The organism is Variovorax sp. KBW07 (assembly GCF_003852515.1).
Lineage (GTDB): Bacteria > Pseudomonadota > Gammaproteobacteria > Burkholderiales > Burkholderiaceae_C > Variovorax.
Genome location: NZ_QAJK01000135.1, coordinates 1 through 20,637, shown reverse-complemented (window position 1 = coordinate 20,637; position 20,637 = coordinate 1). Strand labels below are relative to the sequence as shown.

Sequence of the window (20,637 nt, the reverse complement as noted above, 5' to 3'; positions counted from 1 at the left end):
GGACCCGCCGGGTTCACGTTCAGCCGCGGGCACTGTCCTGCGCCGCGCTGCCGGCCTCTTCGTCCACCAGCGACAGCACCGTGTCTTCCAGGTAGTACTGCAGCGAATCCGCATTCGCCACGGCGAGGTCGGGCCGCAAGCGCGCCAGCCTCTGGCAGCACTCGACGCCGTAGTCGTGGTCGTCGGTGCCGCTGTAGCCATGCGACAGCTCGTGCGCGAGCGTGCCCGCGCGGGAGTCCTTGCCGGACTCGCCTTCCGCGAAATAGGGCGGGCACAGCGCCATCAGGTCGTAGCGGCCGGGCGTATCGGACTTCTGGAAGAACGCGATGGTGTCGGGCTTGGGCCCTTGCGCCACAACGTAGATCACGAAGCGCTTGCACACCGCCTGCCCCTGGATGCCGCCGATGGCATGGCGCACCCGCGTCGCAAGCTCCGGCGTGTAGGCACCGAACCACCGCCGGTAGGTTGCATCGTCCTTCACGTCCAGCGGGGGACGCCCGGGACCGACCGTGCGCTGGAACAGCCGCTCGATGGCCGCCCGCACGATCGCCTGTTGCGCGGGCGTCGCTTTTTCGACCCTGGCCTGCGCATACACCGCCTTGCCCATCACGCAGACCACCGGTTCCTCGTAGTAGCCGTTGTCCATGCAAAGCGGCACCTGGCAATGCGGCGGAATGAAGGGCTCCACCGGTGCGGCCGGAGGCAGCAGGTGGTGGTTGTCGACGGCCGTGAGGCGGTGCCTGCCCGGCCGCTGCGCAACCGAGAGCCCCTTGAACTTGCAAGGCGCCAGGTCCGCCGGGAGTTCCCCGACGATGCCGCGGATCGCGTCTTCGCGCAGTCGCACCTCGTACGTGCCGTCCGCCGCAAGCATGTAGTTTTCCGACACGTTGACGATGGCGCGCACCGTCGCGCCCGGCGCCAGCGTGACAAGGCTCACGCGCGGGTCGAAGCGGTACTTGGCACGCGGGCCGCGGTAGCTGGCGGCATCGCGGCCGTCCGCTTCAAGAACCAGCCCGGCCGGACAGACCGGATCGAACACCGTCTTCCAGTACAGGAAGTGAACCGGTTGCTGCCCCGTGTTGGTCAGCGAAAAGGCAAGGCTTGTGGAAAGACCGGCTTCGGCCGTGTCTGCGTGGAATTCCAGCATCGAGAACACCCTCGTTGTTGTTCTGCCCCATGGCGCGGCGCGCCGGCGGCGTGCGGATTACACCAGCGTCACAGGTGGCGATGACTGGGTTATGTCTGGATGCGGGAAGCAGGAAGCAGGAAGCAGCAAGGGCCTCGATGGCGCCAGCGGACGCTCAGCCTCGCGGCGGGCTTCGTTCCCGCGCGAACTGGCCGGCGCAGAGCTTCACGCGCGCAATGGCGGCGTCCATCGAGGGCTGCGGCATGATCACCAGGCTTCCGCTCGGCAGGCCGCGAAGAAAGATCGCGGCAACGCCCGCATAGCGACCGCTCAGCGTTTCCTTGAAGTGAAACGAGCACGACCAGCCGTTGTGGAGATCGACCGCGATCTGCGCGGGCGCGGTCAGGGGTGTGGTTGCTGCTGCCGGAGCGGCTGCCAGTGCGGGTGCTGCGTTCATGGGTGCGGCGAGCCTATCGGCGGTGCACATGACGAGCGAGGAACTAAGTCCTCGAAACCCCTGCTTTCGCAGCCGGACGGCCTGGGCATTCAATGCCCCCTCGCCGGCGTCCACTGCCGCACGAAATGGTCCGCCCGCAGCGTGGCGCGCTCGACCGCCGCGTCCCACGACAGCTGCTGGGTGATCACCAGCGCGCAGCGCGGAATGCCGCTCAGGCTCAGTTCCGCAATGCCGGCATAGGTACCGCTCGGCGTGCGCGTCAGCGCGATCCAGCACCGCCAGCCAGCGGGCACTGCGATGTCGAGCCTTGCGGTGTCCATGATGGGATCACCGTAAACCTTTTATCCTCAAATATCAAGAATCTGAAACTCAAGTATTACTTTCAGCCGACTCATATTTCACGCCGCCACCTGCCGGCCCACTGGCAGGTGCCGCAAAGCCTGGCGCAGCGTGGTGTCCACCCGCCGCAGCGACAGGCCGTGCCGCACCGCCACTTCGTGGCGCGTCAGCTCGTGCACGCGCAAGGCAACCAGAATGTCCTGGTGCCGGTTCGGCAGGCCCTGCATCGCGCGCTCCACCGCCTTCAGGTCGGAGCGCGCCTCGGCGATCAGCTCCGGGCCCGGCGAATGGTCGGCCAGGTGCGCCAGCGTGTCTTCCGCATCGCCCGCGTACTGCCAGGGCCGGTCGGCGCGCACGCGGTCGGTTGCCGCATTGCAGGCCACGCGATAGATGTAGGCCAGCGGGCTCTGCACAGTGCCCGTGAAGGCGGCCGTGTCGGCCAGCCGCAGCCAGGCATCGTGCAGGCCCTCGGTGGCCGCGTCGGCGCAGCCCAGGTACCGCGCGAGCCGCTGGTGCAGCGCCGCGTAGTTGGCGGTCAGCAGCGCCTGGAAATCCGGCGGCGCGGCAGCAGGGAGCCGTCCCGCGGCATCGCCGCGGGGCCCACAAGGCAAGGACATCATGGCGGTGGCGTCGTCGTCTTCGGCTAGCGCCCGCGCGGCAGCCCGCGGCGTTCGTTCTCGCTCAGCCGCGCGATCTGCGCGTCGGTCAGCGCGCCGTGGCCCACCATCTGGATGAAGCCCGACGGGTCGTAGCTCGCCTGCTCGGCCGGCTTGCGCCGCACCTCGCCCGCGCCCTGCCCGCCGCCCGCCGGCTCGTCGCCGAAGCCCAGCACGCGCACCGTGAACACCGACGGCAAGGCCTGCCGCTGCGCCGCGCGTTCGCGCTGCATCGCGTCCTGCGCCGCCGCCGTGGCCTGCGAAGCCGCCGCGCTGGCGTTGGTCAGCGCACCGACGTTCACCGACGCCATCACCGGCAGCCCGGCGCTCTTGCCCTGCACCTGCACGTTGGCCGCGTTCACGATCTGCAGCGCCGCCAGGTTGACGTTGCCCGACACGCGAATGCCCGCCTCGCCCGCGTCGATGGTGCCCAGCGGCGCGATCAGGTCGATGTCGCCGGCCGGCACTTCCGGAATCGGATTCAGCGTGGCAATGCCCGCGCCCGTGCTCGGTACGTCCGACGACAGCACCACGTTGCCCCACTGGTCGTACACGCGCTTGGGCGGCGTGTAGACCACCGTGGTCTTGGAGCCCCGGCCGGCGTTGATGTCGCCCTCGGCCGACCAGCCCAGCACGTTGCCGCCGAAGGTGGTCATGATCCGGCTCTGGCCCAGCAGGATGCTGCCCAGCGCGTACAGCGAGATGTCGCCGGCGCCCTGCGTGATGACGCCCGGAATCACGCCACCCATGGCCTTCGGCGCCTCGCCCTCGATGCCGAACACCTGGCGCCCGCCCGGCGTGAGCATCGCGATGTCGCCGCCGAACAGCGTGTTGACGCCCGACGCGCCGAACATGGTGATGTCGCCCTTGTAGCTGACGGGCCTGGCCTGCGCGTCGGTGCCCGGGAACAGCGCCGCGATGGTGTTGCGCCCGCGCAGGTAGCTGCCGTAGCGCACGCCGCTTTCGTCGTTGTATTCGCGGCCGCCTTCCTTCAGCTCGGCGAAGTACACGCCGCGCAGATAGCTGCGCTGCTGCTCGGGCGGCAGCGCGTTGAAGAACGCGAGCGCATCCTGCGCATTGCCCGCGGCGCCGCTGCCGTAGCCCTGCGAGGCTTCGAGCCAGTTCACCAGGTACAGCTGGCTGGCCTGCCGGTAGTCGTTGGCCAGCACGCGGCGCGGCTTGCCTGTTTCTGCATCGAGGCTGGCCTGGCGCTGCGCCATCCAGGCCGCGGCGCCCTGCTCATCGCCGCTGTAGCCGAACTCGGCTCGCAACCAGTCGCCCAGCGTGAGTTTGCGGTTGTAGGTCTTCACCACCTTGCCGGCCTGGTCCGCCAGCGGCTGGCCGCTTTGCATCAGGTTGGCCGGGTCGAGGTAGCGCTGCGCAAAGCCCGCGTAGTCGGGCCCACTGGCGCCCACGCCGGCCAGCATGGCGATGCTGGCGCCCGGGCGGTTGTCGCCCGGCACCACCGCGCCCAGGCTGCGGACCGAGGCCTTGTTGTCCATGCGGATGTCGCGGCCCGCCGTGATCTCCAGCGTGCCGGGGCCAGCCACGTTGAAAGTGCTGAACAGGATGTCGCGCCCCGCCGAAACCACCGAGATGTCGCCCGGCTTCTGGTGCACGAACAGGTTGCCGCGGCTCGCGAAGTAGGTCTGCGCAAGGCCGCCCGAATCCTCGGCCTGCCCGATGGGCGTGCCGCTCGCCACGATGTCCCGCCCGGCCATCATCCGCACCGGCTGCGCGCCCTCGTACCAGGTCTGGCCGGCACGCGTCGCATCGTCAGGCCCGAAGCGCAGGATGCGCCCGCTGCTCACGCCGACCAGGTCGCCGTGCACGGCGTAGAAGCGCGCCGGCTGCGTGCCCACCGCTTCACCCGACACCGTGTTGGGGCCGAAGGCGAACAGCGGACGCACGCCGCCGCCGTCCAGGTTGTTGCCGCCCGACAGGTTGCCGATCACCGTGCCGTTGCTGGCGGTGCCCTGGAACGCCGGGCGCAGCGGCGTCGCCAGCGCCAAGGCGGCCGCGCCCGACTGGCTCACGGTGTTGCCCCCCGCATAGATCGAGTCGCTGGCCAGGAACTCCAGCATGCCGTGGGCCGAGGGCGCCAGCACCAGCGGCGTGCCCGTGCCGGTGTTGTCGAAGGTCGCCGCATCGCCATAGAACAGGCTGCCACTGGCGGCCACCGCACTCAGGATCGAGGGGTACACGAAGGCCGAGTCGGTCACGGGCATGCCCGCGCCACCCGTTACCGGCACCAGGTTGCCGCCTGCGCCGAAGAGGCGGATGGCGGTGTGCGGCGTCCACAGGGTGAACCAGCTCTGGCCTTGTCCCGCCAGGCCGTTGGCGCTGAACGGCGTGGCATTGGCGAGGTCCACGCGCGTCGGATCGATCACGCCCTTGACCACGAGGTCGCCGCGCGTGGCGAGCGTGTAGTTCGCATCGCCCGGGGCCAACACGATGCCGCCTTGCGCCATGCCGCGGGTTGCCGTGTAGAGGTCGTAGGCGCGGGTCTCGCGGGGCGACTGCGCCCGCTCGGAGAGCCCATAGACCCGGGGCAGGCTGCCGAGGGTGCCTGCCTGCAGCTGCACGTCGCCCCGAAGGTTGACGATGGCCCCGTTGAGCCCGGCGTCGGAGTCGCCGCCGGCCCCCTCGACGTAGGGCGTGTGGAGCGGATTGAAGGCGCCTCCCACGCGCACGAGCACGTCGCCACCGCCCGTGAGGCTCAGGCTGCCGTCGGCCAGCACACGGCCGGTGCCGCCCACCGCCAGCACCAGGCCCTGGCTGCGCCGGCTGTCGGTGGACGAATCTGTCCTGGCGCCGCGCCGTGCCAGCAGCCCCGCGTTGCCGCCCACGTCAACGCGCAGGTCGCCGCCGCCCAGCGTGCCGAAGCCGGTGAAGCCGAGCAACTTGTCGGCCGCCCCGGTCGTGCCGACATACGAGCCGAAGTTGATCCACCACGCCGTGGGCTGGTCCTGCCCGCCGCCGAAGCTGTCGCCCGTGCCTTGGCGCCACAGCCAGTTGCCGATGGCGCCGCTGTTGAAGCCCTTGTCGGCAGGATTCGGCCGCCCATAGCCGCTGCCGTCGGCGGTCAGCGTCATGTCGCCGGTCAGGTCGCCGCCGGCCTGGAGCGTCAGGTTGCCGCCGGAGGCCGGGTACCAGGCGCGTGCCAGGTTCTGTGCGCCGCCATCGACGAACTTCTCGTAGCCACCGCTCGCGTCGTTGAGCACCGTGCCCTTCGAGCCCACCGCGCGCGGCAGGTTGTAGGGGTCGCCGGCCCGCGTGGCCTGCGACGAGGCGCCGGCGGTGTACACGCCGAACAGCGAATCCATGCGCAGGTTGCCGGCGGCCAGCAGGTCGAGATCGGCCGCGCCGGTGCGCACCACGCTGAAGCGCGTGCTGCCCGGCAGGTAGCTGTACTCCGGGGCGGTGATGACGCAATAGCTGGGAAGGTCCACGCAAAGCTCCGGGTACTGGATGTCCGCGAAATCGATGGGCTTGCCAGCCATGCTCTCGTCGCCCACGAAGTTGATGGACCCTTCCACGCTCCACAACGCGCCGCCGGGCTTCAGCTTGCCGAACATCCCGTAGTGGCTGTCCGCCAGCCGCAGGTTGCCCCGGCCCGCCGCCGGATGCACCTGCACGATGCGGTTGTCCGCCGCGTTCAGGTCCGCACCCGCGGCCAGCCGCACCGACCACGACTGCGAACCTTCGGGCAGCATCGCCGCCACGGCCCACAGCCTGCCGGCGCCGTCCGGGCGCAGGTTCACCGAAGTCACCCCGCTGGGCAGCTTGATGTTGGTCGCAGCCGGGAGCAGCGCGCCCAGCGGCAGCGTGAGGGCGCCGTTGAGCACGAACTTCTTGCCGTCGCCGGGCAGCGGCACGCCCTTGGGCCACACCACGCCCGACAGCGTGGCTGCCGACGGCAGGCGCATGCCGGCCCCCAGGCGCGTGCCCACCGGCAGCGTCACGTTGGCGCCGCTGACGATGCTCCCCGCCGCGAACAGCAGCGCGCCCGAGGCGCTGCGCACGTCTGCACCCAGCACCGTGCCCACCTTCAGTTCGAGCGCCTTGGCCAGCACGCTGGCCACCGGCATCAGTTGCCCGGCCACGAAGAGCGTCGACTTGATTGGCAGGTCGTAGTTGAGCGTGCCGGCGCCCCCCTCGAAGGTCGTGCCGTCGGCCAGCACCACGCCGCCCCGCGGCACCACGGTGTCGCCGCGCAGCAGGTTGACGCCCGGCAGCAGCAGCCAGCCGCCGTCGTCCTGCGTGGCGGGCGGCGGCGCAAAGCCGTCGTTGATGCTGCCGAAGATGTCGAGGTTGCCGCCCGCGCGCAGGGCCAGCGCACCCACCTCGCCCGAGCCGTACACGCCGGTCTTTTGCGTGTGCGGATTGGCGCTGGCGTAGCGGTAGCCCGACAGGTCGATGTCGCCCTGCACCACCATGTCGCCGTCGGGCGTCTTGCTGACGATCTGCACGCCGGGGCGCAGGTGGAAGGCATCGGCATAGCGCGCGTTGTTCAGGCCCGCGAGCTTGCCGTTCATCAGCGCGCCGTTGGCCAGCGCGTTGTCGATGAAGACGGTGCTCTGCAGGTGCTTGGCGTCGAGGTACGCCTGGTCGATGACTTGGTAGGGCCTGCCGGTGGCCGCGGCGTCGGTGCCGAAGCGTGCATCGTCGTAGCGCCACATGCCGTTCACCGCGATGGAACGCGCGCCGTCGATGGCGATGTTGCCGCTGGCGTCGATGCGGATGTCGCCTGCCGTCTCGCCGGTGCGGCCCGCGTTGAGCTCCAGCGTGCCGCGTGCGCGGCCGTCGTTCTGGCCCGGTTCAGCGCCCACCTTGGCGTCGGTGCCGTGGCGCAGGTCGATGCGCGAACCCGAGGCCAGCGTGAGCTGTCCGTCGTTCGACGTGAGCTCCACCATCGCGCGGTTCGGCGAATCGATGATCTGGCCTTGGCTGTCCACGCGCAGCGTGCGGCCATGCGCGTCGAGCACCGCACTGCCGGCCAGCGTGAGGTTGTTCTTCGCGGCCAGGCTGATGCGGCCCACGCGCTCGCCGCTGGCGTCGATGGTGCCGGTCACGGTGAGGCTGCCGTTGTCGAGCGACACGTTCACTTCGTTGGCCTTCAGGCCATTGCCGATGGCGAGGTCGCCCTGGCGCAGCTGGAAGCTGCGCGCGCCGAACACGCCGCCGTCGTTCAGGCGCTGGTTGAGCGCCGCGAACTCGGCGTCGCCAAGTTGCCGCGCGCGCACGTCCACGCTGCCCGCCGCGAACGGCACCAGCGTGCCGCCCGCGTCGTAGCGGCCGCTGCTCGCGCCGAGGATGCGGCCCTGCAGATCGACCGTGCCCGCCGCGCCGGCCGCATCGTCGAGCGCCATCGCCTTCAGCGTGCCGGCGCGGTTGTTCTGCGCCGAGATATCGATCACCGAGCCGGCCGCCTGCCGCAGGTTGCCGTGCAGGCTTTCGAGCACCACGTCGCCGCCGGCGCTGTATTTGCTCACGTCGTTGAACACCACCTTGCGCCCCGACAGGTCGAGCACCGCGCGGTCGCTCAGCGTGAGGTCGCGTTCGGCGCCCAGCGTGAGCTTGCCGCTGGGCAGCGCCACGGCGGTGTCGAGCGTCACGTCGCGTCCGCGCAGGCTCAGCTCGGCGCCCAGCGCCGCATCGCCGGTGGCCGCCGCCAGCGCACCGGCCGGTGCGGCCACGCGCAGCGTGCCGCCCGCCGTGATGCGGTTCACCGAGCCCGCCTCGCCCGTCAACAGCGGCGCCACGATATTCAGGTTGCCGCCGCTGTACGCGTAGCCCTTGCCCGCTTCGTACGCGCCCTGCGACTGGTAGACCGAGAGGCTGCCCTTGCCGTTGGCGCTCACGCGGTCGGAGGCCCTGAGGTTCACGTCGGCAAAGCCCAGCACCAGGCGGGCCGCATCGTCCAGGCCGTTCGGCTGGCTGTTGGGACCGTAGCCGAACTCGATGTGCTCGGCCTCGATGTTCAGCGTGCCGCTGCCCGTGCCCGCGCCACCGCGCACCACGGCGGAAGGCGCAATGGTCGCGCCCTGCCACACCAGGCGACCGGTGCGGATGGTCGCCACGTCGCCCGCGCCTCCCTGGCCGTAGATGGCGGGGGTGGCCAGCACCAGCTGCGCCATCTTCGCCTTGCCGGTTGCGGGGTCGATGGTGTCCAGCGTCGCGGTGCCGAAGAAGTTGACACCGCCGCTGGCGCTCAACTCCAGCGTTTCGAGCGCGGGTGCGCCGTACTGCCGGTCGCCGCGCAGCAGGCGGTCGAGCAGGGCCTGGCTCATGGCCAGTCCCTGCGGCAGCGTGTGGTTCTGCGCGGCGGCGGCCAGCGCGCTGCTGTCGCCCACGTTGATGCCGCGCACCGCCAGCGTGAGGTGGCGTGTGCCGTAGCGCACCGCCTCGTTCATCTCGAAGCGGTCGGGCGTCACCATGGCGATGGTGCCTTCGGAATACAGCTCGGTCTGCCCGCTGCACGACGCGCTGGCACACACGCCGATCTGAAGGCTGCGGTTGTCCGACGCGGCCTGGGTCTGCGGCACCGGCAGCGTGCTCACCCGGCCGTTGGAAACCATCACCATCTGGCCGGTCGCGGCGTAGACGAAGCCGTCGCCGGCGTCGTAGGCCGCCTTGCCGCGGCCGAGGGTGTTGATGCGCGCGCCCTGCTCGATCACCACGCTGAGCGGCGTGCCCTCGGTCACTGCCACCGCGGCCAGGAACACTTCGGGCGCGGACAGCACCGCCCCCTGGCGCAGCACCACGCTGTTCCCGCCGTCGCCGGTCTGGATGACGTTGCCGCTCTGCCCGTAGTCGGCGCCCTGCAAGCCGCCGATGACCAGGCGCGACGCGCCCATGCCGCTGAGCACGCCGGCGTCGAGCGTGACCCCCTGGAAGCCCGCCGTCGCCGACGCGCCGGCCGCGACGATCTCGAGGCCCAATTGCTCGTCGCTGGTCGTGGCCACCACGGAGCCGCCCCGGCCGCCCGCGCCCACAAGGAAGCGTGCCGCGCCGTCGAAGCCGAAGGCATCGGCGCCCGCGCCGGGCGCGAGCTTCAGGTGCAGGTTGCGCGCGTCCGCCGGCAGCATGGCGCGCGGCACGCCCAGGCGCTGCGCATCGGCGCGCACGAAGTCGGCATAGCCCATCTCGTTGTATTGCGAATAGCTGCGCAGCACCTCGCCCGAGGTCACTATGGCCTGGCGGAACAGCGTGTCGCCGATGCCGGTGCGGCCCACGCCCAGTTGCGCGGCCGTGAGCCACGAGCCGTTGCGCATCGCCAGCGTGCCGGTGGGCGCGCCCAGGCCGGCTGCGCCGTTCAGCTCCACGCGGAAGGCCCCCTTCTGCAGCGCGTAGGTCGAGGGCATCAGCGTGTAGGTGCCCGCGGGCAGGCCCGGCACGCCGGCGCCGATGGTGATGTGCTGGCCGACCAGCGGATCGACCGCACCCTTCTCGGCACCGGTGGGCGCCACCGCCGGCTGCACGCCGGGCACGATGGCATACACCGGGTTGGTCGCAAGCCCCGGCAGCGTGAAGCCGCCGCTGGCGCCGACCTGCATCAGCGGACTGAAGCGCGCGTCGGTCGAGCCGCCGCGCCCGCTCACGAAGCCCGCGCCCGTGAGGTTGCCGCCGCCCGACAGGTCGAGCACGGCGCCTTGCTGGCCCAGCACGCTGGCCCCCATGAACGTGAGGCCGATCGTCTGGTTGCGCTTGTAGCCGTCGCCGGCGCCCACGCCGGTGAGCTTGACCTGCTTGCCGTCGTACAGGTAGTTGATGCCGTCGACCGTGCCGCCATAGGGCATGTTCAGCCCCTCGCCGCTCACCGATGTGAGGCTGCCTGGCAGCAGCCTGACCTGCGTGGTGAGCGCATCGCCGAGCGTCAGCTGGCCGAGCGGCACCCGCACCGTGCCGGCCTGCTCGATGACGCCGGCACGCAGCGACAGGTCGCCGAAGGCCGAGTACGGCACCTCCGGGGTCGCGCCCGTGCCCTCGATGCGCAGCACCGTGTCGGGCCGGTAGGTGCCGTCCGGCGTCATGCCCGCGGACACGAGCGCCACCACGCCCGTTGCCGGGTAGATCTGCGCGGCGCGCAGGGTCAGGCTTCCGGGCACCTCCAGGCTCGTGGAAACGCCCACGTCTTGCCGGCCTTGCAGAAAGCGCATGTCGCCGGTGCTGGCCAGCGTGACGTGACCGAAGGCGGCCAGGTCGACCGTGGGCGACTCGCTCGCGCTGTCGAGCACGGGGACCTTGCCGTTGACGCCGAAGCCCATGCCGTCGCGAATCTCGATCAGGTCGCCCGCCACATCGAGGCGGGTGCCGGACGGCACGCGCACCACGCCGCCTTCGGCGACGGGGGCCTTCAAGACTTCCCGCGAGAACGAAGGCATTGCGCCGGCCAGCCGCACATGCGCGGCCGACAGGGCCACGTGCGCGTCGTCGGGCGCGTCCTTGCCGAGCGCGAGGCCGCCGGCATAAATCTGCAGGCCCTGCCGCATGCGCAGGTCGACGCCGTCTTCGAACGCGAGCGTGGAGCCGGCAAACAGAGAGAGGTTGTCGAAGCCGCCGCGCCGGACCGTGTCCGTGCCCAGCCGGGCCTGGCCGTATGCGAGGGCGCCGTCGTCGACGCCGGCCTGCAGGGTGTCGGGCGCGAGCGGTGCCCCCTGCTCAACGCCCAGCACCAGCACGCGGTGCCGGCGCACGCGGTCTTCCGCCTGCTGCAGCGGGTCCAGGTGCAGGCGCAGGCCCGGCGTGCCCAGCACCACGGCCAATGTGCCGCCGGCCGCGCGCTCGCCGCCCGCGACGGCACGCAAAGTGCCGTCCAGCTGCAGCCCGTTGTACGACGCGAGCGAAATGCCGCCGCCGTTGCTCGCCACGTCGGTGGCGCCCATGCCCGGCACGTCGAGCACCGCATGCGTGCCCGATGCATCGAGCAGCGCGCCCGGCCGCACGACAACGAAATTCTGTGATGCGGTGGCCTTGCCGAGCAGCGGATCGATCTCGCCGCCGATCACGATGCTGCCGCCGTCGCGCACCAGGCCATAGCGCTTGCCGTTGACGTCGGTGGCGGTGGCCGCATGCGCCGACGCATCGAGCACCGCCTGCCCGCCGATCCAGATCGAGCGGGCATGGGCCTGTGCATTGGCTATGTCGGCCTCGAGATCGGTGATGTCCACCGTCTTCAGCACGATGCGCCCGCTGTTCGCGCGCAGCGTGCCGTCCACCGTAAGCTGGCCGGCGCTGCGCAGCTCGATGGCCTGGCCCGGGTCCACACCGATCACCGCGCCCTTGCCCACCACGGCCTGCACCGTCAGCAGTTCCTTGGCCAGCGTGGTCGGCGTGCCGGCCTGCAGCGACAGGCTCGCGCCCTTGCGCTGCGTGAGCGCGGCCCTGGTGGCGTCTTCCTGGTAGAGCGGTGGCGTCCACACGTCGAGCGCATCGGCCGGCTTGCCGCCCGTGGCCATGTCTTGCGCGTTGGCACCGAAGCGGTACACCGGCATCGTCACGTCGACCTGCGCGCCATCGGCCACGGCAAGGCCGTGGTTGCCGATGAGCGCGTAGCGGCTGAAGCCCTTGTCGAAGAAGTCCGCGCCGAGCATCAGCGTGTCGGGCTTTGCCGCACCCGACGTGTCGCCGATGGCGATGCGCATCGTCTGCACCGTGAGCGTGCCGCCGCCGTCCACGCCCTGGCCGCGCAGCGCCGCGCCTTCGAGCGCCACATGGCCGCTGCCGGTGTTGAAGCCATCGGCTTCGAGCGTGACACTGCCGCCCTTGCCGCCCTGCTGTCTGGCCTTCGACAACAGCGCTGCGCCTGACGACACATCGACCACACTGCCCTTGCCCAGCACCACGTCGCCGGTGCTGCGCACGGACACGCTGCCGCCGTTGCGGTACGCCACGCCGCCCGCCTCGGCCGGGTTCTTCAGCACGTTGGTCCAGAGGCCGCTGGTGTCGAGCCCGGCACCGCCCGCGAGCACCACGCTGGCGGTGCCGCCGGCCGGTGCGTCGAGAGCGGTCGTGTCCTTCAGGTAATTCAGGCTGACCTGTTCGAGCACGTTGCCCAACTGGATGCCGCCGCCGTGCGCAACGAGGTCGGCATTGACCTTCACGCTCGGGCTGTACAGCGTGATGTTGCCGCCGTCGCCTGCCTGCAGTGCCTTGTCGACCACGATGCCGTCGGTGGCCGCGATGCGCACCGCGCCCAGGCGGAAGCCACTGAGCTGCGCCGCGTCGAGGAACAACGTGTCGCGGCGTTCCGCCGGCAACGCCGTCGCGAGGTCGAGCCCCGCGGCAATGCTTTCGGCCGTGTCGCCCAGCACCACGTTCCGGATGCCCGCGGTTTCTAGCCGCCGGTGCAATGCACCGGCCGTCTTGTCGTAGTAGGCGTCGTAGTTGCCCACGACGAGCTGCCCGCGCTGCGCCACCGCGCTGGTCGACTGCCTGTAGCCGTCGAGCCCGGCCTGCCGCGCCTGCGTCTGCCGCTCGCCCTGGAACGTTTCACCGACGATCTCGCCTTCGAGCACCGCGCCCTTGGTGCCGACGACCAGCAGGCCGGCGTCGCGGCCCACGGTGTAGCCGTTTTCCAGCCGCGTCTGCGGCCCGATCAACGGGTTGTAGAAGAAGCCCGTGGTGCTCTTGCCCCAGCGCGCGTGCTCGTCTTCGAAGCCCTTGTAGACGCCCGTGTAGCGCAGGTCGCCCGGCGCCTTGTTGACTTCGTAGAGGCGCCCGTCCGCGCCCTTGAGCCAGCTCTGGTTGATCTTGCCCGTGAGCACGTCGAGCGTGCCGCCCGACAGATTGATGCTGGAGCCGCGCTGCGTGACCACGTCGCCGCCGGTGAAGCTCACCGCGCCGCCCTGCGCCATCCACTCGCCCACCGTGTGGCCCTGCGTGCTGAGGTAGCCGCCCACCTCGAGCAGGCCGCCGCCCGTGTACCAGCGATCGCCCTGGTAGCCGTTGGTGCCGCCCGGCACCAGCACCAGCGTGCGCCGGTCGATCCAGAGATCGGTGTTGTTCAGCTTCTTGCCGTCGCGGTTGACCGGAGCATCGCGCTGCTCGTTGCCCTGCACGTTGATCTTGACGTTGTTCGACTCCATGGTGAGCTTCACGCCCACCGCGCCCGACACGTCGATGCGCGCACCCTCGCGCACCAGGCTGCGCTGCTTCGCATCGACCGCCACCTGGCCGCCGGTGGCCAGCGTGAGCGAGTCTTTCTGGAACTCGACCGTGCCGCCGCTCGCCACCTCGACGCGCGACAGGTCGCGGCGGTCGTTGCCCGCCAGCTGAATGCCGCTGGTGCTGTCGACCGGCACCGCCGGCGCCATCAGGCCCGCGCGCTGGCTGTCGAGCGCCGTGGCGCCGCTGGTGTCGAGCACGATGGCCGTGGTGCTGCCTTCGCCGAGCGTGACCTTGCCCGCGGCACCGGTCGCGTTCAGGTGCACCGTGCCGCGGCCGTTCACCGACGTGCTGGACAAAACGACACCGCCCTGCACCACTTCGCGCCCCGCCAGCGTGACGTCGCCAGTGAGCGCCTGGATCAGGCCGGTGTTGCGCACCGTGCCCGCCGTGCTGTTCGCGTTCAGCGAAACCGCCACTTCGTTGCCGCGCGTGGTCGAGGCCTGGTTGCCATCGGTGCCCACGCCCTTGCGGATGACGAAGCTGTCGCCCGCCGCCAGCATGGCCTGCCCGCCCGGCGTGGCGATCTCGCCGGCGTTGTGCACCTCGCTGCCCAGCAACAGCACATAGCCGCCGCCTTGGGTAGCCGATGTCGGCGCGGGTGTGGAAAGCCTTGCGCCGGCCTGCACCTCGACGCGCCCTTGCGCGTTCTTGAAGTTGGGCATGTTGCCGCTGGCGTACACGCCGTTGGCCTGGAACTGCGCGTCGTCGATCTGCGTGGCCGCGGCCACGAGGTTGCGCGTGTCGACCTGGCTGCTGCCGCTGAACACGATGCCGTTGCGGTTGGCGATCATCACCGTGCCGTCGGCCTGGATGCGGCCCTGGATCTGGCTCGGCCGCGCCTGCGGGTCGTTCACCTTGTTGAGTACCGCCCAGTCTTTCTGCTGCGCGAAGGCCACCGTGGTGTTGCGCCCGACGTTGAAGGTTTCCCAGTTCAGGATGGCGCGGTCGGCCGTCTGCTCGACGGTGACGACCGTGCGGCCATCGGCATTCTTCTTTTGCGAATCACCGTCGAGCGGGCGCGCATTGAGCCAGCCGGCGGTCAGCGAATGGGTGTCGACCTTCAGGCCGCCATCGGCCAGGCCATCGGGCACCGAGGGATCGTTCTGCGCGGCACGCCGCGCGGCCTCTTGCGCGGCCTGCTGCGCCGCGATGCCGCGCGCCGCGAGGTTCAGGTTGCCCAGCGATTGCTGGAGCTGCACGTTGGCGCGCTGCTGCTGCGCCAGCGGGCTCACGAGGCTGGACGCGGGCTGCCCGTTGGGCAGCAGGCCGGTTGCCGCGGCCGTGGCCTGCGCCGCGCCCTTGGCGTTGAACCACGTCGGGCTGAAGGCACGCTGCTGCGCGTGTGCCGGCACCGTGGCCGCGCCGGCCGCCAATGCCAGCGCCATCGCTTGCGCCAGCGGCGAAATCCGGAAGCTCCTCGCATGCACAACGACAGCGCCCTGCTTGCGGCTGTTGTTGTTGCCATGTCCCACGTGTGTGTTCATCTGACGCCCAGTAAAGAATGAAATGCACCGGCACAGAACCTGTGCCCCTTACTGGACAGACCGGGGGACGCAAACAAAACCGCTAATTCTTTTGAGCATTCCTGACCGCGCATCGGGGCCAATCAAGCTGTCACATTCATCAGCTAAGCAGCAGCACGCCACCCGGCAACGAACGCGCATCGAGGTCGTACGAACGCTGGATCTGCACCAGCACCGTGTCGAGCGCGGCAATCGCAAAACGGCCGCTCACCTCGCGGTCGTTCAGCCGCTTGGCCAGCAGCACCACGCGGCCCGGCCGGTAGCGGTTGATTTCTTCCACCACGCGCGCCAGCGGCGTCTGCCGGAACACCAGCACGCCGGTGCGCCACGCCGACACGTCGGCCGGCTGCACGACCGCCACCTTGCCGAGCGAAGCCGCGTCGTAGCTCAGCTGCTGCCCCGCTTCGAGCATGCGTGCGCCCATGGCATGCGCCACGCGCACGCGGCCTTCGATGCAGGTCACGCAGGCGTTGCCATCGAGGTAGCGCACCTCGAAGCGTCCCGCCTCGGCCTCGCTGCGGCCCGCTCCCGCGACCACGCCGAAGGCCTGCCGCGTGGAAGAAGCCATGTCGACCGCCGCCTCGCCCGCGAGCAGGTCGATGCCCACCGTGCGGCCTTCGGCCACCTGGCGCTGCACGCGGGTCTGCGTGTTCAACGTCAGGTCGATGCCGTCGGCCAGCGCCACCGAACGCTGCTCGCCGGTGGCCGTGCGGAAGTCGGCATTCCATTCACCGACCGGCGCCCACAGGCCGAGCGGCGGGTAGACCGCGGCAATGCCGGCCACGCCCGCGGCACTGGCGGCCGCACCGAGAAAGGCGCGGCGCGCGAGCACGGGACGGCGCCCCGCCTGCCGGTGGCTGGCCAGCAGCGCCGGGTTGGCCGCCATCATCTGGCCGATGGCCGGGTCCAGCGCCTTCCACAGGCGCTTCGCTTCCATGAAGGCCTGCGCGTGCAGCGGGCTGCCGTCCTGCCAGCGGCGAAAGCCCTCGACGTCGCGCTGCGTGGCCTCGCCGGACGTGAGCCGGCGCAGCCAGGCCTGCGCTTCGCGCCGGACCTGATCCGCGTTGTCGGGCTCGCCGGTGTGTGTCATATCCATGAGACGGTTCTGGCGGCGGGGAACCGCACTTTATTTTTGCTGTTCGTCATGCGGAGGGGACGTTGGCGGGGGTGTGGACGAAGCGGGCGCGGCGAGCGGACGGCCCATGCGGGCGGCGCAGTAGTCGTGCGCGTCCTTCAGTTCTTTCTCGACCGTGCGCAGCGAAATGCCGAGCCGCGCCGCCACTTCGCGCTGCGGCAGGTGTTCCCAGCGCACCATCACCAGGATCTGCCGGCGCCGCGGCGGCATGCGTTCGATCAGCGCGGCCAGCGCAGCCATCTCGGAGCGGTCTTCCGCGATCTGCGCCGGGCCCGGCGCGGGGTCGTGCGCTTCTTCGAGCAGCGCCTCGATTTCTTCGGACGTCGCCAGCCGGCCCTGCCGGCCCAGCTGGTCGTAGGCCAGGTTGACGGCCACGCGCAGCAGGTACGAAGCCGGGTCGCGCACGCCGTCGATGTCGTCGCGGCTCTCCAGGCGCAGCCAGGTGTCTTGCAGCGCGTCGCCGGCCTGGTCGGCATTGCCGAGCCGGCGCGCGAGCCGCTGCTTCAGTTCGTCGTAGCGCGCGACCAGGAAGTTGCGCAGCGCCGGCAGCGCGTTCTCGGGCATGGCGTGGGGCGGCCGGCTCAGTGCCGCGGCGCCGTCGGGCATTCGAGCCCCGGCGTCTGCGAGCGCGGAAGAATCAGCATCGTGAGCGGCTGCACCATGTCGGGCGGCGGCGGCTGGTCGATGCGGATCTGCCGCAGGGTATCGAGAATCGCGCCGTCGCGCGCACGGTCGCCGCTGGTGTGCAGCAGGAAGGCGTTGGCGATGCGGCCGGTGCCGTCGATCACGAAGCGCATCGCGGTGCGGTAGCCGCCGGGCGCGGTGCGCGGATTGCCGCAGAAGGCTTCCCAGATGCGGGTCTGGACAAGGCCGTCGTAGTTGCGGTGCACGGGCGGCGTGGCAGCCGCCTCGGGCACCACGCCATCGGCCGTTGCGGGCAAGGCCGCGTCGCCCGGTGCGGGCTTGAGCACGAAAGCGGCGGTCGAGCCGGTGCCGGTGTAGTCGGCGACGAGGCCCGTGCCTTGAAGAAGAACGCGCAACGCCTCGGTTGGCGTTGCAGCGGAATGCACGGCCGTTGCGGTTCGGCCTGCTACCAGGCCCGCGTCGAAGAACACCGGCAGGCCCGTCGCTAGGCCGTATTGCTCCAAGGCCGACGTCAGGGGCTGGCGTGCGATGTCGAAGCGGATGCGGTCGCCTTGCGGTGGCGGCGGCGCTGATTCGGTTTGCGCGTGGGCGTTCACGGACGCGAGTGTCATGCAGCAGGCGGTCAAGGCCAGTGTCAGCGTGAACGTCATCGCGATGGCGTGCGCGGGGAAGCTGCGAGCCAGCGTGGTGAAAGTGAAAGGGAGTTCATGCCGCATGAGATCGTCGATACGCCCGGCGAAGGCCGCCGCCCGGCGCGGGCATGTTGCAGCGAATGCTAGTGAGGGTTCGTGACGGTCGAATGACTTTGGGGCGTTCGGGGGCCGATGCAGGTCATTCGTGGCGCGTGTATTCAGGGCGAGTGCGACTGACACCGGGTACTCCCCTCCGCGAATGTCCCCCGCTTCGCTCCTCCTTTATTTCGCTGCGGGGAGCACCCGGTGCCAGTCGCACAGTTCACGCTCTGCGCTTGCGGCTGATAAACCAGTGCTCTTGTCGAGATTCACAGGGTGTGGAACTTGCATCCTCTACGAGTCAACCACCTACGCGCCGATCAATCATTCAGGACGGAATCGGTGTTTCGCTAAAGATGGAATTCTTCGAGTTTTGTCTCACTCGCTTTGGAATTTAGCGGCTAGATTGCGATGTCAACGCTGGCTTGTGCCGGCCATTGTGGCGGCGCACCGAAGACTGCCATCGGCCGCAACTTGACATTCAATCGTATTTCTCCAGCTCCTCACATCCACATGCCGCACCGCGACTATTCCGAAGATGACGACTTCTACACGCAGGACTTCGAAAGCCCTGGCAAAGTGTCGATCTGGCTGGGCTACTCGCAAGATGCCGATCAATTGATCGACGTGCTGCAGGATCTTTGTGGCGTCGGCTACTACAGCTTGGACGATCAAGAAGCAAACTGCTTTTCGTTCGAGCTGACAAAAGTGGAGCGGTTACTGGAGGAGATTTCATACTCCGGCAGTTTCGCCGCCACTGCCGTGAAAGTAGCAGAACGCCGAAAACTCTCAGAAGCTCGCTGGGTAACTGTTCAGTTCGATTTTGCGTATGCGCCAGAGAAGGTGAAAAGGCCCATCGCCGATGACCCCATATTTTTGGGTGTGTTCCGCTACTCCAAGGAGTAGTGGACGTCCGGCGACGTCCGCTTTCAAGAAGGCCGAAAGGCCGCAATGGGCCCACTGTGGTCTTCCGAGATTGTCCAAAGCTGCCAGCCGTCGCGCCAAAGCCAAGAGACACCTCCTTCCACGCATTGTTTGGCCAGGCACGCTGAATAAAATTCAGCCATGTCCGCCGCTTTGGTCCCCCGCCCCCAGTGCACCGCTTGCCTGCGCCCGCTCAGCGCCTGCATTTGCCGCTGGGTCGCGCCCACCGCCCACGCGGTGGAGGTACTGGTGCTGCAGCACCCGCTGGAGGTACACCAGGCCAAAGGCAGTGCTCGCCTGCTGCACCTCAGCTTGGCGCACTGCCGCTTGGTGGTGGGTGAGGCATTTGCCGCGCCGGTCTGGCCGGTGGATGGCAAGCACACGCTGCTGCTGTACCCGGACAGTCTGCAAGATACCGCCCCGGACCTGCGGGCCCCACCCCCACTACCGACCGAGTGGCCGCAAGCCCAGTCGCGCCTGCGGCTGGTCGTGCTGGACGGCACTTGGCGCAAAAGCCGAAAGATGCTCTACCAAAGCCCGCCACTGCAACAGTTGCCCCGCTTGGCCCTGCGCAACCTGCCGCCTTCGCACTACCGTATCCGCAAAGCCCATGGGCCCGACCAGCTGTCCACGCTGGAGGCGACCTGCTACGCCTTGTGCCAACTGGAAGGCGATGCGGCGCGGTTCCAGCCCTTGTTGAATGCCTTCGACGGGTTTGTAGAGTACTTGGAGCAGGCTGGCGGGCAGCGAAACGCGCAAACCGACAAGTCCTGCCCTCGACCAAGGGCGACGGGGTTCATTTAAGTGACCAGCAAAATGGCTGGTTTTGGCCGGCTGCAGTCGAGGCGCTATCCACGTCGCGGGCCAAGAGCGCCTTGTTCGCCATGCCGGTCAGCCGTCCTGACCGGGGACGAGAAGGCTCGCCCATTGGCGATGTTCCAACGCCGGAACGAGGTCCTTCAGTGACTGGAAGTTGGCCAAGTAGGGACGAGCATGGATCTGCAGTGCCGGCACAGCTGCCCGCGAGAGCGCGACGTCCAGAACTTTGCTATCTCTGCAGGGAAAACGAGACGCACCGCCGCCCACCCCGAGCTTCGCATTGAGGCCTGCGGCCTGACCCGTTGGAACGCCCACGAAGTCTGGGAAGCGAGCCCACTGTTCGGGCCCGAGCAAAGGCGTCCCGGGAAAGACCCATACCTCAAACTCAATACCGCTCGACCGCTGCGAAAAGTGAATGAAGTGGAACAGGTCATCGTGCACCTGCCGATGGAAAGTGCAGCCACGCCCGTCACCAGTCGTAAAACCCCAGGCTGCTACGACCGGCTCAACGATGCGTCTCACAGATTTGTCGAAATGACGCTCAAGCATTCATGCCCCAAGTTCTTGGCTTCGCAGCGCGTGTCACCTTGGCGGCGCGCCAGTAACCGCAAATGCCCCGTTGTGTCGGCACGCCGAATGACCGGTAGTGGCCGCGTGCAGACCGCCGTCAGACGGCACCTAAGGCCTAACGTTGGAGTCAACCGACAAATAACTGCGCAGCGGCTATTTGTCTGGCTGAACGATTTGTTAGCCCTTGCTCAAACTTCATACGCATAGATGCAACTGAGTTCAGCCCCTTTCAGATCGGATTTAAAGGGTTCAGGCGCATTCTTGAGGGTGGCGCCAAAGCTGGCGTTGAGTTTGCCACCACCCATGCTGCCTTTGTACTTGATGCTCTTGGGCTTGGCTTGAAGCTGAAGCCTGTTTGAACCGGATAGCGCAGCCTCTAACCTGAAGATGCCATGACGAAAATCAGTGGACTCAGAGGTTTCTGCCTCTGGTGAAACCAAGCGTATGGTTTGCCCGCGATAGGAGAGTTTTAGATCGACCTCAACAATGGAGGCGGGAACGTCACCCACCAAGGTGAGTACCTGCCCCGCGTGACTCCCT

12 protein-coding genes are annotated in these 20,637 nt (G+C 69.1%); 2 read left to right on the top strand and 10 right to left on the bottom strand.

Annotated features, from left to right (window positions below; translation table 11 throughout):
• Nucleotides 1–19 precede the first annotated feature (19 nt).
• From DBV14_RS25160 to DBV14_RS25125, 8 genes are all read right to left on the bottom strand, one after another.
• Nucleotides 20–1,147, bottom strand: coding sequence for a M35 family metallo-endopeptidase (locus tag DBV14_RS25160; protein ID WP_124463241.1), 1,128 nt, complete (start codon nucleotides 1,145–1,147; stop codon nucleotides 20–22).
• Nucleotides 1,148–1,301: 154 nt separating this feature from the next.
• Complete coding sequence (locus tag DBV14_RS25155) at nucleotides 1,302–1,583, bottom strand: hypothetical protein (protein WP_124463239.1); 282 nt, start codon at nucleotides 1,581–1,583, stop codon at nucleotides 1,302–1,304.
• Nucleotides 1,584–1,672: 89 nt separating this feature from the next.
• Nucleotides 1,673–1,903 (bottom strand): hypothetical protein, encoded by a 231-nt coding sequence (locus DBV14_RS25150; RefSeq protein WP_124463237.1) that lies wholly within the window; start codon nucleotides 1,901–1,903, stop codon nucleotides 1,673–1,675.
• A 78-nt stretch (nucleotides 1,904–1,981) separates the two neighbouring features.
• Entirely contained in the window at nucleotides 1,982–2,542 is a 561-nt protein-coding gene (locus DBV14_RS25145) for a sigma-70 family RNA polymerase sigma factor (protein ID WP_124463235.1), read from the bottom strand.
• Between the two features lie 23 nt (nucleotides 2,543–2,565).
• Nucleotides 2,566–15,234: a filamentous haemagglutinin family protein gene (locus DBV14_RS25140; RefSeq protein WP_124463233.1), complete on the bottom strand. Its 12,669-nt coding sequence runs from the start codon at nucleotides 15,232–15,234 to the stop codon at nucleotides 2,566–2,568.
• 139 nt (nucleotides 15,235–15,373) lie between these two features.
• The gene (locus DBV14_RS25135) at nucleotides 15,374–16,369 is read right to left on the bottom strand and encodes a FecR domain-containing protein (RefSeq protein ID WP_124463231.1); all 996 of its coding nucleotides are present in this window, start codon (nucleotides 16,367–16,369) and stop codon (nucleotides 15,374–15,376) included.
• 30 nt (nucleotides 16,370–16,399) lie between these two features.
• Complete coding sequence (locus DBV14_RS25130; RefSeq protein WP_260397223.1) at nucleotides 16,400–17,014, bottom strand: RNA polymerase sigma factor; 615 nt, start codon at nucleotides 17,012–17,014, stop codon at nucleotides 16,400–16,402.
• Nucleotides 16,990–17,769, bottom strand: a complete 780-nt coding sequence (locus tag DBV14_RS25125; protein WP_124463229.1) for a secretin and TonB N-terminal domain-containing protein — start codon at nucleotides 17,767–17,769, stop codon at nucleotides 16,990–16,992. Before DBV14_RS25125 ends, DBV14_RS25130 begins: the two co-directional genes overlap by 25 nt.
• Nucleotides 17,770–18,195: 426 nt before the next feature.
• Here DBV14_RS25125 and DBV14_RS25120 point away from each other — a divergent pair, with 426 nt between their 5' ends.
• Together DBV14_RS25120 and DBV14_RS25115 are read left to right on the top strand one after the other, a co-directional pair.
• The gene (locus DBV14_RS25120; protein WP_260397222.1) at nucleotides 18,196–18,690 is read left to right on the top strand and encodes an immunity 22 family protein; all 495 of its coding nucleotides are present in this window, start codon (nucleotides 18,196–18,198) and stop codon (nucleotides 18,688–18,690) included.
• Between the two features lie 159 nt (nucleotides 18,691–18,849).
• Nucleotides 18,850–19,512, top strand: a complete 663-nt coding sequence (locus DBV14_RS25115; RefSeq protein ID WP_124463227.1) for a tRNA-uridine aminocarboxypropyltransferase — start codon at nucleotides 18,850–18,852, stop codon at nucleotides 19,510–19,512.
• Nucleotides 19,513–19,599: 87 nt separating this feature from the next.
• On the opposite strand, the gene DBV14_RS25110 is transcribed toward DBV14_RS25115, so the two are convergent.
• A complete protein-coding gene (locus tag DBV14_RS25110) occupies nucleotides 19,600–20,076 on the bottom strand; it encodes a hypothetical protein (protein ID WP_124463225.1) in 477 nt (158 codons plus the stop codon).
• Between the two features lie 209 nt (nucleotides 20,077–20,285).
• Nucleotides 20,286–20,637 (bottom strand): hypothetical protein (locus DBV14_RS25105; protein ID WP_221621917.1); only part of this gene is annotated, 352 nt, incomplete at its 5' end.

What these genes read in the sequence shown, in the direction of transcription:
- DBV14_RS25135 (WP_124463231.1), bottom strand. Translation starts at nt 16,369, where the DNA reads ATGGATATGACACACACCGGCGAGCCCGACAACGCGGATCAGGTCCGG.
- DBV14_RS25130 (WP_260397223.1), bottom strand. Translation starts at nt 17,014, where the DNA reads ATGCCCGACGGCGCCGCGGCACTGAGCCGGCCGCCCCACGCCATGCCC.
- DBV14_RS25120 (WP_260397222.1), top strand. Translation starts at nt 18,196, where the DNA reads ATGTCAACGCTGGCTTGTGCCGGCCATTGTGGCGGCGCACCGAAGACT.
- DBV14_RS25160 (WP_124463241.1), bottom strand. Translation starts at nt 1,147, where the DNA reads ATGCTGGAATTCCACGCAGACACGGCCGAAGCCGGTCTTTCCACAAGC.
- DBV14_RS25125 (WP_124463229.1), bottom strand. Translation starts at nt 17,769, where the DNA reads ATGCGGCATGAACTCCCTTTCACTTTCACCACGCTGGCTCGCAGCTTC.
- DBV14_RS25115 (WP_124463227.1), top strand. Translation starts at nt 18,850, where the DNA reads ATGTCCGCCGCTTTGGTCCCCCGCCCCCAGTGCACCGCTTGCCTGCGC.
- DBV14_RS25140 (WP_124463233.1), bottom strand. Translation starts at nt 15,234, where the DNA reads ATGAACACACACGTGGGACATGGCAACAACAACAGCCGCAAGCAGGGC.
- DBV14_RS25110 (WP_124463225.1), bottom strand. Translation starts at nt 20,076, where the DNA reads ATGCTTGAGCGTCATTTCGACAAATCTGTGAGACGCATCGTTGAGCCG.
- DBV14_RS25150 (WP_124463237.1), bottom strand. Translation starts at nt 1,903, where the DNA reads ATGGACACCGCAAGGCTCGACATCGCAGTGCCCGCTGGCTGGCGGTGC.
- DBV14_RS25155 (WP_124463239.1), bottom strand. Translation starts at nt 1,583, where the DNA reads ATGAACGCAGCACCCGCACTGGCAGCCGCTCCGGCAGCAGCAACCACA.
- DBV14_RS25145 (WP_124463235.1), bottom strand. Translation starts at nt 2,542, where the DNA reads ATGATGTCCTTGCCTTGTGGGCCCCGCGGCGATGCCGCGGGACGGCTC.